The organism is Micromonospora sp. CPCC 205539, assembly GCF_036906815.1.
Classification (GTDB): domain Bacteria; phylum Actinomycetota; class Actinomycetes; order Mycobacteriales; family Micromonosporaceae; genus Micromonospora.
Map to the genome: position 1 here is coordinate 104,153 of NZ_JBAKHW010000014.1, position 13,297 is coordinate 117,449.

At 68.0% G+C, this 13,297-nt stretch carries 15 protein-coding genes; 7 read left to right on the top strand and 8 right to left on the bottom strand.

Features of this window, described 5'->3' with window-relative positions; all coding sequences use genetic code 11:
* Positions 1-10 precede the first annotated feature (10 nt).
* From V6V47_RS14960 to V6V47_RS14985, 6 genes are all read right to left on the bottom strand, one after another.
* Positions 11-886, bottom strand: a complete 876-nt coding sequence (locus tag V6V47_RS14960) for a PH domain-containing protein (protein ID WP_334628800.1) — start codon at positions 884-886, stop codon at positions 11-13.
* A 6-nt stretch (positions 887-892) separates the two neighbouring features.
* Positions 893-1,051 (bottom strand): hypothetical protein, encoded by a 159-nt coding sequence (locus V6V47_RS14965; protein ID WP_007455302.1) that lies wholly within the window; start codon positions 1,049-1,051, stop codon positions 893-895.
* A gap of 116 nt (positions 1,052-1,167) precedes the next feature.
* Positions 1,168-1,914, bottom strand: a complete 747-nt coding sequence (locus V6V47_RS14970; RefSeq protein WP_334628801.1) for a DUF6758 family protein — start codon at positions 1,912-1,914, stop codon at positions 1,168-1,170.
* A gap of 11 nt (positions 1,915-1,925) precedes the next feature.
* Positions 1,926-2,549 (bottom strand): TrmH family RNA methyltransferase, encoded by a 624-nt coding sequence (locus V6V47_RS14975; protein ID WP_334628871.1) that lies wholly within the window; start codon positions 2,547-2,549, stop codon positions 1,926-1,928.
* 52 nt (positions 2,550-2,601) lie between these two features.
* Entirely contained in the window at positions 2,602-3,138 is a 537-nt protein-coding gene (locus V6V47_RS14980; RefSeq protein ID WP_334628802.1) for a hypothetical protein, read from the bottom strand.
* 76 nt (positions 3,139-3,214) lie between these two features.
* Positions 3,215-3,730: a MaoC family dehydratase gene (locus V6V47_RS14985; RefSeq protein WP_334628803.1), complete on the bottom strand. Its 516-nt coding sequence runs from the start codon at positions 3,728-3,730 to the stop codon at positions 3,215-3,217.
* A 545-nt stretch (positions 3,731-4,275) separates the two neighbouring features.
* On the opposite strand from V6V47_RS14985, the gene trxA reads away from it, so the two are divergent.
* The 3 genes from trxA to V6V47_RS15000 all read left to right on the top strand — a co-directional run bounded on the left by trxA (position 4,276) and on the right by V6V47_RS15000 (position 6,157).
* Positions 4,276-4,638 (top strand): thioredoxin, encoded by a 363-nt coding sequence (gene trxA / locus V6V47_RS14990; protein ID WP_334628804.1) that lies wholly within the window; start codon positions 4,276-4,278, stop codon positions 4,636-4,638.
* Positions 4,639-4,715: 77 nt separating this feature from the next.
* A complete protein-coding gene (locus tag V6V47_RS14995) occupies positions 4,716-5,156 on the top strand; it encodes a hypothetical protein (protein ID WP_334628805.1) in 441 nt (146 codons plus the stop codon).
* Complete coding sequence (locus tag V6V47_RS15000) at positions 5,153-6,157, top strand: HTTM domain-containing protein (protein WP_334628806.1); 1,005 nt, start codon at positions 5,153-5,155, stop codon at positions 6,155-6,157. Before V6V47_RS14995 ends, V6V47_RS15000 begins: the two co-directional genes overlap by 4 nt.
* On the opposite strand, the gene V6V47_RS15005 is transcribed toward V6V47_RS15000, so the two are convergent.
* Entirely contained in the window at positions 6,121-6,540 is a 420-nt protein-coding gene (locus tag V6V47_RS15005; RefSeq protein ID WP_334628807.1) for a thiol-disulfide oxidoreductase DCC family protein, read from the bottom strand. The genes V6V47_RS15000 and V6V47_RS15005 overlap by 37 nt on opposite strands.
* 92 nt (positions 6,541-6,632) lie before the next feature.
* Here V6V47_RS15005 and V6V47_RS15010 point away from each other — a divergent pair, with 92 nt between their 5' ends.
* The 3 genes from V6V47_RS15010 (at position 6,633) to V6V47_RS15020 (ending at position 11,284) form a co-directional block, all read left to right on the top strand.
* Entirely contained in the window at positions 6,633-8,693 is a 2,061-nt protein-coding gene (locus V6V47_RS15010; protein ID WP_334628808.1) for an intein-containing Rv2578c family radical SAM protein, read from the top strand.
* Positions 8,694-8,718: 25 nt separating this feature from the next.
* Positions 8,719-9,126, top strand: a complete 408-nt coding sequence (locus V6V47_RS15015) for a CoA-binding protein (protein ID WP_334628809.1) — start codon at positions 8,719-8,721, stop codon at positions 9,124-9,126.
* A 397-nt stretch (positions 9,127-9,523) separates the two neighbouring features.
* Positions 9,524-11,284: an AIPR family protein gene (locus V6V47_RS15020; protein WP_334628810.1), complete on the top strand. Its 1,761-nt coding sequence runs from the start codon at positions 9,524-9,526 to the stop codon at positions 11,282-11,284.
* An 81-nt stretch (positions 11,285-11,365) separates the two neighbouring features.
* Here V6V47_RS15020 and V6V47_RS15025 read toward each other — a convergent pair whose 3' ends face one another.
* Complete coding sequence (locus V6V47_RS15025) at positions 11,366-12,562, bottom strand: acyl-CoA dehydrogenase family protein (protein WP_334628811.1); 1,197 nt, start codon at positions 12,560-12,562, stop codon at positions 11,366-11,368.
* Between the two features lie 175 nt (positions 12,563-12,737).
* On the opposite strand from V6V47_RS15025, the gene V6V47_RS15030 reads away from it, so the two are divergent.
* Entirely contained in the window at positions 12,738-13,286 is a 549-nt protein-coding gene (locus tag V6V47_RS15030; RefSeq protein ID WP_334628812.1) for a DUF4190 domain-containing protein, read from the top strand.
* The last annotated feature ends 11 nt before the right edge of the window (positions 13,287-13,297 follow it).

A 13,297-nucleotide genomic window follows, 5' to 3' on the forward strand; every position in this document is an offset into this window, starting at 1 on the left:
ACGAAAACTTTCACGCCCCGTCGTCGGCCTTGGCCTCGTCGGCCTCCTTGCCGAGCCGCGCCTCGACTGCCTGCGGCTCGTACATCTCCTCGACCACACGCAGGTAGAGCTCGTTCGGGTTGGGCAAATTCTTGATCTCGCGCAGCGCCTGCTCCTGGCCGGCGGACTCCAGCACGAAGGTGCCGTAGTTGAGCGCACGGCCGGTGGGCGTCTGCTCGTACTTCATGTCGGTGACCCGGACCAGCGGCATCATGGCCACCTTGCGGGTGACGATGCCGTTGACCACCATGACCCGCTTGTTGGTCAGGATGAACCGGTCATACCACCAGTCCGCGACCTTCCAGGCCACCCAGCCCATCACCGCGAACCACAGCAGTACGGCGATGGTCGTCAACGCGCCGACGTTCTGCCCGGCGAGGAAGCCGGAGAGGTAGCCGAGCACGAAGGTCGCCGCGACACCGATCAGCAGCGGGGTGGTGAGATGGACCCAGTGCCGCTTCCACTCACCCCGGTAGCGCTCGGTGGGGAAGAGGTAGCGGGCGACCAGCGAGCTGGGCTCGTCCTCCAGCGGCAGCACCCGCCGGGGTGCCGCGCCGGTGGCGTCGGCGCGCAGCCCGGCCAGCTCGTCTTCGGAGATCTGCGGCGGCTGGTAGCCGGCCTCTGGGTCACGGATCCACGCTCGACCGGACCGACCCTCGCCGGCGTAGCCGGGGCCGTCGCCGAAGCCGACGTCGTCCGATAGGGACGGACCGTCGGACAGGCCGGCGCCGGCCCCGTAGCCAGGGCCGTCATCCGGACCGATCCGTGGGATCGGCTCGGTGTCACGCTCGCGACGCGCCCGGTCAGGATCGTCCGGGTCGAAGGGTGGACCGGAGGGGCTGCCCATTGACGGCTAGGCGACGAGGCTGGTGAAGAAGTCGCCGAACCCCTGGGCAATATCCATGATCCCGCCGCCGAGCGACTTGAACACATCCGCCGCCGAGTTTGGCCGGTAGGCGACGAAGAAGATCAAGAATGCGATTCCGGCCCAGGTGAGGACCTTCTTGACCATGGCGGGCCATCCTCTCGCGCGGCGCCGGGTCCCATTACCGCAGCGGCACCCAGAGTATCAGTGTGGTGTCGTACAGTGAATATCTGCGACCGTTCTCCTTTAACTCGGGAGAGTTGTCAAGCTCTCCCGGGCAGGTACGGAGACGGTGCGCCGTACACGAGCTCGGGCGGTGTCCACTCGGTCAGGTCGTGTAGCACGACATCTTCCGCGAGCAGGTGACCCGCACTCGCCGGCCAGGCTATCGCATGGAGCCACATTCCCCGAGCTTCGCCGGCGTACGCGCTTCGATCCGTCGGAGAATTCACGAGCCACAGTGGAGTGGGATGCCCGCCAACCCGGATCTTGGCCTGTCCGACGTGCTCGGGGTGGCCGGGCCCCGGGTCGGTCAGCGCATCGGCCAACTCCGGCCCCGGGTCCGGGCCGGCGAGTCCGGCGAGCCGGGTGCCCAGGCCCACGCCCGGCTCCTCGGCCACGAACACCAGATCCGCTGGGCCTCCACCGAGCGGCGCGGGGCCGGCGCAGGCCACCGCCGTGGCCCGCACCCCGGAGCGGTCGTCCCCCGCGTACGCCACGCCGGTGAGGGTCCAGCCGAGCGGCAGCGGCCACGGGCACCACAGCGGCATGCCCGGCGGACCCGCGGTCGCGGTGATCCGTTCCACCACGCTCGCCACGATCTCCGCTCCGATGTGCTCGGGCACGTGCAGCGGCGGCACAGGGCCGCAGAGCAGGCACCTCGACTCGGTGTGCATCAGATCCGGCGCCCGTACCGGGCCCCCGCATCTCGGACAACTCACCGCGACACTCACATCCCCACCGTCACCCCGGACCGGCGGCACGTCAAGCCGGACCGCCCGATTCGGCACCGACGCGCGGGTCAGTCCGGCGGCGGCCCGGCGTGTGTACGGATCCAGGCGTGCATGGCGATGCCGCTGGCCACACCCGCGTTGATGGACCGGGTGGAGCCGTACTGGGCGATGGAACAGAGCTGCTCGGAGGCGGCGCGGGCCGGTTCGGAGAGCCCCGGCCCCTCCTGCCCGAACAGCAGGACGCAGTCCCGCGGCAGGGTGACGGTCTCCAGCGGCCGGGAGCCGGGCAGGTTGTCGATGCCGACCACCGGCAGCCGTCGTCCGGCCGCCCACCCGACGAACTCCTCGATCGTGTCGTGGTGCCGGACGTGCTGGTAGCGGTCGGTCACCATGGCGCCGCGGCGGTTCCACCGTCGACGCCCGACGATGTGCACCTCGGCGGCGAGGAACGCGTTGGCGTTGCGGACCACGGTGCCGATGTTGAAGTCGTGCTGCCAGTTCTCGATGGCGACGTGGAAGACGTGCCGGTGCTGGTCGAGGTCGGCGACGATCGCGTCGTGCCGCCAGTAGCGGTAGCGGTCGACCACGTTGCGCCGGTCCCCCTCGGCCAGCAGCTGCGGGTCGTAGCGCGGGTCGTCCGGCGGGTCCCCCGGCCAGGGGCCCACACCCACCTCAAGCTGGTCGTCGGTCACGGTCATCAGAGGGTACGGGTCCGGCCGGCGCACGCGGCGGCGGCCTACCGGGTCAGCGCAGCCCGAGCGCGTCGCCGAGCCGGTCGAGGAGACGCCGGTCGACCGGGCTCGGTGGCCCACCCGCCGAGCGCTCGCCGGTGGCGGGCGCCGTCCGGCAGACCCGGGCCGCGACCGACTGCACCCACTGGCGGTACGCGGCCGAGTCGGCGGGGTCGGCACGCCGATGCAGGACGCGAACCGTCGCCCGACAGGCGGCCAGCAGGTCCACCAGATCGGTGAGCCGCTCGGCGGGTGGCGGGGCGCCGTCGTGGCGGGCGTAGATCGCGGACACCACCGCGCGGACCAGATCACTGTCGGAGGCCCGGCCGGCAGCCACCGCGTCCAGGCCGGCGAGACCCGCCTCGACACCCCGGTCCGGCTGACCGGCGCCGGGCGCGGCGGCGGCCACGAGAACCCGACCGGGCAGGCTGGTGAGCAGGTCCCACTCGGCGACGGAGTAGACAGCGGTGGTCAAGGGTGCGGCTCGGCGACCGGTAGAGGGCGGCTCTCCGGCGACGGAGTGGCTCATCGGAACCTCCGGCGTCAGCATATGCCCCGAAACGGGAAAAGGGCCCCTTCCCCACCAGAACGTGGTGCGGGAAGGAGCCCGAAGCCCGGCGTACCGCTCAGCGCGGCTCCGGGAAGCTGGGCCGCTCCGGGTCGACGCCCTCGCCGACGGCGCTCGCCGCGTACTCCCGCTTGGGGACCATGACCCGGCGGCGGAAGACGCAGACCATCGTGCCGTCCTGGTTGTAGCCCCGGGTCTCCACCGACACCACGCCGCGGTCGGGCTTGGAGCCGGACTCCCGCTTGTCCAGGACCGTGGTCTCGCCGTAGATGGTGTCGCCGTGGAAGGTGGGCGCGACGTGCCGCAGCGACTCCACCTCCAGGTTGGCGATCGCCTTGCCGCTGACATCCGGCACCGACATGCCGAGCAGCAGCGAGTAGATGTAGTTGCCCACCACGACGTTCCGCTTGAACTGGCTGGACGTCTCGGCGTAGTGCGCGTCCAGGTGGAGCGGGTGGTGGTTCATGGTGAGCAGGCAGAAGAGGTGGTCGTCGTACTCGGTGACGGTCTTGCCCGGCCAGTGCCGGTAGACCGCGCCGACCTCGAACTCCTCGTAGTAACGGCCGAACTGCATCCTGGTCCCCTTCGACGGGCGGCGATGGAGTTCGGCACAGCATGCCTTACCGGCGGTTAAGGCGACCGGCGGGGATCGAGCCCGGCGGAAATGTCACACCGGTCACTCTGGGGGGAGACGCAATGAGCGGCGGGGCCCTCCCCGGCACCCGCCGCCCACGCTCTGATGCGGACGATTCTGCCCTACGCAAGCGTAGGTTCAACAGAGACCCGGGTCACATTTATCTTTTTGTAACACTACCCTCAGTGACGAAACATGAGTTGATCAGCGATCTCCCCAGGCCGGATACCTCCTCGTCAAGGCCCAAGTTACCAATTCGTAGCGCTCAATCGAGTGGATCTCTATGGAAACGCTCCCATCACGGCAGGTCACGCAAGTGCGACATGCATTTGCGTTCCGCAGGTCGAGACGAACAGACACGGGTCGATGACTGTCGGTACCCCTGAGCAGCCCGGAGCACGTTTCACGCCCGACCGCACGGGAATTCGATACGGTCAGCCCTGGTTCTACGGGACGTAGACAAACCGCGGTGATCGGAGAGTGCAATGGCAACCGTTGAGCTGACCTCGGAGAACTTCGACGAGGTGACCGGCAACGACGGCATCGTCCTGGTCGACTTCTGGGCCGACTGGTGTGGTCCGTGCAAGCGGTTCGCCCCGGTCTACGAGCGCTCCTCGGAGAAGCACTCGGGCATCGTCTTCGGCAAGGTCGACACCGAGGCCCAGCAGGAGTTGGGCGCCAAGTTCGACATCCGGTCGATCCCGACCATCATGGCGATCCGCGACGGCGTCATCGTCTTCGCCCAGCCCGGCGCTCTCCCCGAGTCCGCGTTGGAGAACCTGATCGAGCAGGTCGAGGCCCTGGACATGGACGACGTCCGTAAGCAGTTGGCCGAGCACAACCACTGAGCCGTCTCAGGACGGCACGAAGGCCGGGCCCGGTGCGGGCTCGGCCTTCGGCGTTCATCCCGTATCGTCACGACCCGATGGAGAACCTCACCACCCGCGGGCGGGCCACCCGGCTGGGCGCGACCGCGCTCGGCCTCGCCCTGCTGCTGGTCGGCACCCTCTGGGGCGCTGACGACGACTTCCCGTTCGGCCCGTTCCGGATGTACGCCACCTCGAACCCGCCGAACGAGCCCGCGCCGGACACCCGCGTGGAGGGGGTCGACAGCGCCGGCACCGTGATCGACCTCGGCCAGGACGCGACCGGCATCCGCCGCGCCGAGATCGAGGGCCAGCAGGGCCGCTACGCCGAGGATCCGGCGCTGCTCCGCGAGGTCGCCGACGCGTACGCCGAGCGCCACCCGGGCGCCGCCGAGCTGGTCGAGGTCCGCATCGTCATTCGCTGGCACGGCATCCGCGCCGGCCGCCCGACGGGCCGACACACCGACGAGACCGTCGTCCGCTGGCAGGCACCCCGATGAGCCGCTGGTTGACCGAGCCGGTGCCCCGCGGTCGGGTGGCCGCCTTCCGCACCCTGATCTACCTCTTCGTCGCCGCCGACCTGGTGATCTTCACGCCCTGGGTGCGGACCCGAGCCGGCGTTCCCGGTGCGCTGTACGAGCCCTTGCTGATCGGCCGGGTGCTGCCACTGCCCACGCCCACCCCGGCGCTGGTAGCGGTGATCTTCTGGGCGCTGCTGCTGATCAGCCTGCTCGCCGCGACCGGGCGAGCGCCCCGGCTGCTCGGTTGGGCGGTCTGCGCGCTGTACCTCGAGTGGATGATCATCGCGATGAGCTACGGCAAGGTCGACCACGACCGGTTCGGACTGCTCGTCGCGCTGGCCGTGCTGCCCACCGCCGGACGGGCCCGACACGGCGACAGCACGCGCACGGAAGCCGGCGGCTGGGCGCTGCGGGTCACCCAGATCGCGGTGATCTGCACGTATTTCCTGGCCGCCTGGGCCAAGCTGCGCTTCGGCGGTCTCGACTGGCTGACCGGCTCGGTGCTGGCCCGGGCGATCATCCGGCGCGGCACCGACCTGGCGGACCTGATCGCCCAGGTGCCGTACCTGTTGATCGTCGCCCAGTTCGGCATTGTGGCATTCGAGCTGCTCACCCCGGTGGTCTTCCTGTTGCCGGCCCGCTGGCGACTGGCGATGGTCGGCTTCTTCTACTCGTTCCACCTGGTCACCATCGCGACCATCACCATCTCGTTCGCCCCGCACCTGGCGGCGATGACCAGTTTCCTGCCGCTGGAGCGAGTCCGCCCGTTGGTGTGGGCCCGTCGCCTCGTCGGGCGTTCCGCGCCCGACCCGGAGGGGTCCGCGCTGCCAAACACGGAGTCGGACCCGCGAGGGGCCGATACGCAGGCGGCCTCGGCAGCGGGCAGCGGGGAGACGGCACCGGCCCCAGCCGGAACCGGTGCGGAGGGCGCGGTGCCCGGTGGTCAGCCCTCGGTGACCGGGCGACCGGCCGGGCCGTAAAGCCGCTCCCGGGCCTCCTGAGGCAGGGCGCAGGCTGCCGTGCCGCCGGGCATCCGGTGCCGGTTGCGCGCCACCCAGCGGTACGCCGGCCAGGCAACCGCACGCACCGGAGGGAACCGCAGGCCGGCCCCGGCCACCCGCCAGAGCGGGCCGCTGTCGGCGAGCAGCTTGGCGATGGCGTCCGGGCCGGCGGCGCGTGAGCCGTCCGCACCGACCCACTGCACGGCCTCCTCGCACTCGACCTCGGTGAGGCCGAGCGCGGCCAGGTCGGCGAACTGCCAGGGCACCACCCGCGCGCCCGTGGGGATGCGGCGCGCGATGAACTCGGCACACTGGGTGCAGAACGCGCAGTCACCGTCGTAGACGAAGGTCGACCTCTCCATGGCGCCCATCATCCTCTCTCGATCACCCGATCGCGCACGGGTGTCCGGCGGGTCACTTGCGCTGCGCTCGTACACGTGTTCGAATAGTGCTCATGCGCTGGGAAAACCTCACCGCTCCCCCGGTTGAGGGAGATCCCGAGCGGGCAGCGCCAGCGACGCCACCCCTGCCGCTGGCGCTGCCCAGCGCCGTCGCCCGCACCTTCGACACCCCGGAGTTCGCCGGGATGACCTTCTACGAGGTGCAGGCCAAGTCCATCCTCAACCGGGTGCCCGGGCAGTCCCGCGTCCCGTTCGAGTGGACGATCAACCCGTACCGGGGCTGCTCTCATGCTTGCGTCTACTGCGTGTCGGGCGACACCCCGATCCTCATGGCGAACGGGCGCACCAAGCCGATCAGCAAGCTGGAGCCCGGCGAACGCATCTATGGGACCGAGCGACGCGGCGCGTACCGCCGATACGTCGTCACCACCGTGCTAGACAAGTGGTCCACCGTGAAGCCCGCATACCGAGTCACATTGACGGATGGCACCACGTTGATCGCCAGCGGCGACCACCGGTTCCTTTCCGATCGCGGCTGGAAGCACGTCACCGGGGCCATGCAGGGCGCGGGCCAGCGCCCCTACCTGACCACCAACAATCGCCTGATCGGCACAGGCCGTTTCGCAGCCGGGCCAAAGGAGTCGCCCGACTACCGGCGGGGCTACCTCTGTGGCATGGTCCGGGGGGATGCAAACCTTGGCAGCTACTCGTACTCGTCCGGGGTCCTGCACCGCTTCCGGTTGGCTCTGATCGACGATGAGGCGCTCACCCGAAGTGAGCGTTACCTAGCTGAGGAGGGCGTTGCAACGACGCGCTTCGTGTTCGCGGCGGCGAGCGCCACGCGGCGAGCGATGTCCGCCATCCGCACCTCGAAGCAGCGGGACGTCGAGAGCATCACCGCGCTGATCCAATGGCCACTGAGCCCCAGCGACGAGTGGCGGCTCGGCTTCCTGGCCGGAATCTTCGATGCCGAGGGCAGTTGCAGCAAGGGCATTCTGCGCATCAGCAACAGCGACGACGCCATCCTCGACCAGACGACGGAGGCATTGCATCGGTTCGGGTTTACCTGTGTGCGCGAGGACCCTGGCCTAACTAACCGCGTGCGGCAGATCAGGTTGACCGGGGGCCTCGCCGCCCGGCTCCGGTTCTTCCACCTGACCGACCCAGCCATCACTCGCAAGCGCTCGATCGAGGGTGTCGCCTTGAAGCATCAAACTGCTCTCAGGGTGGTCGACATTCAGAAGCTCGGGCTGGAGCTACCCCTGTGGGACATCACCACCGGCACCGGGGACTTCATCGCCGACGGGGTGGTCAGCCACAACTGCTTTGCGAGAAACACTCACACCTATCTCGATCTCGATGCCGGGGCCGACTTCGACCGCAAGGTGATCGTCAAGGTCAACGCGGGTGAGCTGGTCCGGCGGGAGCTGGCCGCGCCGCGCTGGCGAGGCGCGCACGTGGCGATGGGCACCAACGTCGACTGCTACCAGCGGGCCGAGGGCCGCTACCGGCTCATGCCGCAGATCATCGGTGCCCTGCGCGACTTCGCCAACCCGTTCTCGATCCTCACCAAGGGCACGCTGATCCTTCGGGACCTGCCCCTGCTGCGCGAGGCCGCCCAGGTGACCTCGGTCGGCATCTCGTTCTCGGTGGGCTTCGTCGACGAGCAACTCTGGCGTGCGGTCGAGCCGGGCACGCCGCACCCGCGCCGCCGGCTGGACGCCGTCCGGGCGCTCGCCGACGCCGGCTTCTCGGTCGGGGTGCTGATGGCCCCGATCCTGCCGGGGCTGAGCGACAGCGACGAGTCGATCGACGCCACCGTGTCGGCGATCGCCGCCGCCGGGGCGACCAGCGTGACCCCACTGGCCCTGCACCTGCGACCCGGTGCTCGCGAGTGGTACGCGCAGTGGCTGGCCCAGGCATATCCGCACCTTGTGCCGCGCTACCGCGAGCTCTACCGGGCCGGCTCCTACGCCCCGCAGGCGTACCAGCGGGAGCTGACCGCGCGGGTGCGGATCGCGTCCCGTCGGCACGGGCTGCACCGTGCCGAGCAGGGCGACAACCGGCAGTTGCCCGAGCCACCGCCGGCTGCGGAACAGCTGACGTTGCTCTAGCCGGGGGCGGAGCTACAGTCGGCGGGTGCGCACCGCTCAGCAGATCCTCGCCGACTCCGCCGTCATCGCCGTCGTGGGCGCGTCCCGTGATCCGGCCAAGGCCGCGCACGGCGTGCCGTTGCAGATGCAGCAGTACGGCTGGCGCATCATCCCCGTCAACCCGACCGTCGACGAACTCTTCGGGGAGCGGGCGTACGCGACGCTGGCCGACATCCCGCACCCGGTCGACCTCGTGGACGTGTTCCGGCCGGCGGCCGACGCCGTGCAGGTGGTCCGGGACGCGGCAGCGATCGGCGCCCCGGCGGTCTGGTTGCAGCTGGGCATCGTCTCGGCTGAGGCACGGCAGATCGCCGAGGCGGCCGGGATGGACTACGTCGAGGACCGCTGTCTGATCGTCGAACGCGCCGCGGCGGGCCTGACCCGCCTGCGCTGAGCCCATGGTCGCGGGCCTGGCAAGAGCGGGCAGCCGGCCTCATCCGCGACTCCCGTCGCATCGTGACGTCGTCGCTGTTGTCCGATCACCAGCGACACCAATGCTGCACTCCGGCGGAGGTGGCCACAATGGCCGCTGAGCGGCAGACCGACACTGCGTCGGCGTAGGCGGCCACATCAACGAAAGAATGGGCAGCGTCGATCGGCTGTTCAGTTAAGTATTTACCGAATTAGTTCGACTGTCGTGGCAGGTATTGTCGCAAACCCGACAGCACGATGACCCCAACAAGAAGAACGACGCAGTCTGAGGCAGCTACTGCCGAAGGCTTCCGGTGCCGTCCTCTGTGTCGACACGGGACAGCCAGGGCGGACCGCTGCTGTCGAGGAATGCGAGCGTCATGGGCCTGAACGATGTCATTCTTCTCGAGACCATGCTGGAGCAGGATCGTCGCAGATCTGCTCCCAATATGGACCCGACCCAACACCACACGTTCTTCGTGGCGAAGCACTATCTGCGCCAGAACTTCAGTCTTGGCCACGATGACCTACTGAGTGGGATCGTAGACGGAGAGGGCGACTGCGGGATCGACGCGATCCACCTGTTCGCCAATTCGATGTGCGTACGCGACGATACGCCCCTGGGCATGCTTGGGCGACGGACCCGGCTCGAACTGGTGATCACCCAGACGAAAAATACCGCCGGCTTCACCGAGCCTCCGATCGACAAGCTACTCGTCAGTCTCCCGAAGCTACTGACTTTCGGCCGGGACGAGGCGACGCTGGCCCAGTCTGCCAATCCCCGACTAATTGAGGTTACCCGGCGTTTCCTGGAGACGTACCGAGCCTTGGAACTGCCTGAATTACAGATCAACGTGGTCTTTGCCGCGCTACGAGCGCAAGAGGTGCATCCAGGCATTCAACGCAAGGCAAAGGAACTTGAACACTGCCTCTCCCAGCTCTTCGCTGCCTGCGAGCCGCAGGTACGGTTTCTCGGCGCCGTAGAAATCAGCAACCTCGCTCGACACGCGACCAGCATTACCCGAAAGCTGATTCTGGCCGAGAACCCGATTTCCACAGACATGGAGGGCGGATACGTCGCAGTCGTGCGACTCGCCGACTACGAAAAGTTCATCACCGGCCGGTCCGGGGAACTCGACTCGCCGCTCTTCGAGGCTAATGTGCGTGACTACGAGGGCGAAACCGCAGTCAATCAGAGTATCCAGGACACTCTGGAACAGCCCGACCCGGCTGAGGACTTTTGGTGGCTGAACAATGGGGTGACAATCGTCGCCGAGAAGGTGCAGCCAGCCAACAAGATGCTCGAACTCAAATCACCACAGATCGTTAACGGGTTACAGACATCTTGGGAAATATACAAGCGGCGATCATCGAACTCCTCAACGGACCGAAGAAGCGTGCTTGTCAAGGTGATCGAGGCACAGGACAACGCCGCACGGGAACGAATCATCCGCGCCACGAACAGTCAGACCGCATTCGGTCCCAGTACCCTGCGTGCGACAGATCAGGTGCAGCGTCACATCGAGGAATACCTGGGCAGCAAAGGACTCTACTACGAGCGACGGAGGCGCTACTACTTCAACCAGGGCATGCCGGTCGACAAGATCGTCTCCATCGACCAGATGGGGCAGGCAGTTCTGAGCATCCTTGTGCAAACGCCACACATCGCCCGCTCAAGTCCAAGCAAAATATTCGACCCGGGTATCTACGAAAAGGTATTCGCTCCCGACCGGGAGCTTCCCACCTACTACGCCTGTGTCAAGATCTTGCGGGCTGCGGGAGACTTCTTGGTGGTCGATGGCGGGATCGGCATCGTTGAGGATTTCCAGTACCACTTGGCGATGCTGCTGGGGATGGTCCTGACCGGCCACGAGCAGCCAGAGCCACGAGATGTCGCTTCTCTGGCCGAGGCCGATTTCAGTACCGGCGTGGCAAGGGAACTGCTGCGCCTCATTCAGGCCGAGTACGAGAGAGCGAACCGTTCGAAGCGGGTGCTGCTGCTCGACAAACTCGCCAAGGACGCTTTCGTCACTGAACATGTGCTGCAGCGGGGCAGGGAGTTCCTCCACGGCACTACGCAGACGGCCGCGCCCACTCAGCGACGAGCCTCTCGGCACCGCGAGCGCAGCAAAGGTTTTTGAAGACCCGATTCGACGTGGCAGGGCCGCAGTGGTCAGGAACATCGTCAACGGAGACGCTAACGGGGGGAAGCTGCGCTCGCCTTAGAGCTTGTACTCCTTGAGCAGGCCCCGCGAGATGATGGTCTTCTGGATCTCCGAGGTGCCCTCGCCGATGAGCAGGAAGGGCGCTTCCCGCATGAGCCGCTCGATCTCGTACTCCTTGGAGTAGCCGTAGCCGCCGTGGATGCGGAACGCCTCCTGGACCACCTCGGCGCAGTACTCGGAGGCGAGCAGCTTGGCCATCCCGGCCTCGACGTCGTTGCGCTGGCCGGCGTCCTTGAGTCGGGCGGCGTTGACCATGAGGGCGTGCGCGGCTTCGATCTTCGTGCCCATCTCGGCGAGCTTGAAGGCGATCGCCTGGTGCTTGGCGAGCGGCTGACCGAAGGTCTTGCGCTGCTGGGCGTAGCTGACCGCCAGCTCGAAGGCTCGGATGGAGATGCCGCAGGCGCGGGCGGCGACGTTGACCCGGCCCACCTCGATGCCGTCCATCATCTGGTAGAAGCCCCGGCCTACCTTCTCGGCGCCGCCGAGGATCGCCGAGTCGGGCACGGTGACCCCGTCGAGCACCATCTCGGTGGTCTCGACGCCCTTGTAGCCCATCTTGTCGATCTTGCCGGGGATCGTGAGCCCCGGCGCGGTCTCGCCGAAGCCCGGCTCCTTCTCGAGCAGGAAGGTGCTCATGTTGCCGTACACCGACTCGGCGCCCGTGTCGGTCTTGACCAGGGTGGCCACCACCGAGGAGTACGCGCCGTTGGTCAGCCACATCTTCTGCCCGTTGAGCACGTAACGGTCGCCGTCGCGCACCGCCCGGGACTTGATGGCTGAGACGTCGGAGCCGGTCTCCGGCTCGGACATCGAGAAGGCGCCGCGCACCTCGCCGGTGACCATCTTCGGCAGCAGCCGGGCCTTCTGCTCGGGCGAGCCGTGCTGCGAGATCAGGTACGCCACGATGAAGTGCGTGTTGACGATGCCGGAGATCGACATCCAGCCCCGGGACAGCTCCTCCACCACGAGCGCGTACGTGAGCAGCGACTCGCCGAGCCCGCCGTACTCCTCGTCGATGGTGAGGCCGAACAGCCCCATCTCGCGCATCCCGTCGAGGATGTCGGTGGGGTACTCGTCGGCGTGCTCCAGCCGCTGGGCGTGCGGAATGATTTCCTTGTCGGCGAACTCCCGGACGGTCTCCAGGATCGATCGCTGCACATCGGTCAGGCCGGGCGTCTGGGCGAGTCGGGCCATCTCAGCCTCCGAAGATCAGCGCACTACTCGTGGGTAACTGAACGCTGGGTCAGTATCGGCCTCCGGGCCAGCGAGGCCAAGGTGACCAGTCCACACAACCGCTGTGAAAAGGTTCACCGCTACGGGTAGCGTCCGGCAAGAGGGACTTTTCCGGCATCGGCAGGAGAGGACAGCCGTGAGCGACCCACCGCCGTCGGGACCGCCCGGGGCCGAGCCGCCACCATCGCCGTACGAGCCGCCTCGGGACCAGTCGCCCTACGCGCCGCCGCCACCCGGTCAGCCGCCGTACCCGCCACAGGACCAGTCGCCCACCTGGCCGCCGCCGGAACGCTCGCCGTACGGGCCGCCGGCCGACGACCCGTCGCCGTACAGCCAGCCTCCGTACGGACAGCCGGGGTCGCACCAGACGGGGCACTGGGCACAGCAGCCGCCGTACGCCCCGCAGGGTCCCTACGCCCAGTACGGCCCGCCGCCGGGGCCAGCTCGGGGCACCAACGTGCTGGCGATCCTGTCGCTGGTGTTCGCCTTCGTGTTCGCTCCCGCCGGCGTCGTCCTCGGTCACCTGGCCAAGCGGCAGATCCGCACCAGCGGTGAGGACGGCGACCAGCTGGCCACCTGGGGGCTGATCCTCGGCTACGTCTTCACCGGGATCGTCCTGCTGGCCTGCTGCGGCTGGCTGGCCCTGGTCATCTTCGGCAACACCGGCCGTAGCAGCGGGTACTGACCGGACGACGG

Excerpts from the sequence above, each read along its gene's own strand:
- V6V47_RS14960 (WP_334628800.1), bottom strand. The coding sequence starts at position 886 with ATGGGCAGCCCCTCCGGTCCACCCTTCGACCCGGACGATCCTGACCGG.
- V6V47_RS14965 (WP_007455302.1), bottom strand. The coding sequence starts at position 1,051 with ATGGTCAAGAAGGTCCTCACCTGGGCCGGAATCGCATTCTTGATCTTC.
- V6V47_RS14980 (WP_334628802.1), bottom strand. The coding sequence starts at position 3,138 with ATGCTGACGCCGGAGGTTCCGATGAGCCACTCCGTCGCCGGAGAGCCG.
- V6V47_RS14985 (WP_334628803.1), bottom strand. The coding sequence starts at position 3,730 with ATGCAGTTCGGCCGTTACTACGAGGAGTTCGAGGTCGGCGCGGTCTAC.
- trxA (WP_334628804.1), top strand. The coding sequence starts at position 4,276 with ATGGCAACCGTTGAGCTGACCTCGGAGAACTTCGACGAGGTGACCGGC.
- V6V47_RS14995 (WP_334628805.1), top strand. The coding sequence starts at position 4,716 with ATGGAGAACCTCACCACCCGCGGGCGGGCCACCCGGCTGGGCGCGACC.
- V6V47_RS15000 (WP_334628806.1), top strand. The coding sequence starts at position 5,153 with ATGAGCCGCTGGTTGACCGAGCCGGTGCCCCGCGGTCGGGTGGCCGCC.
- V6V47_RS15005 (WP_334628807.1), bottom strand. The coding sequence starts at position 6,540 with ATGGAGAGGTCGACCTTCGTCTACGACGGTGACTGCGCGTTCTGCACC.
- V6V47_RS15010 (WP_334628808.1), top strand. The coding sequence starts at position 6,633 with ATGCGCTGGGAAAACCTCACCGCTCCCCCGGTTGAGGGAGATCCCGAG.
- V6V47_RS15020 (WP_334628810.1), top strand. The coding sequence starts at position 9,524 with ATGGGCCTGAACGATGTCATTCTTCTCGAGACCATGCTGGAGCAGGAT.
- V6V47_RS15025 (WP_334628811.1), bottom strand. The coding sequence starts at position 12,562 with ATGGCCCGACTCGCCCAGACGCCCGGCCTGACCGATGTGCAGCGATCG.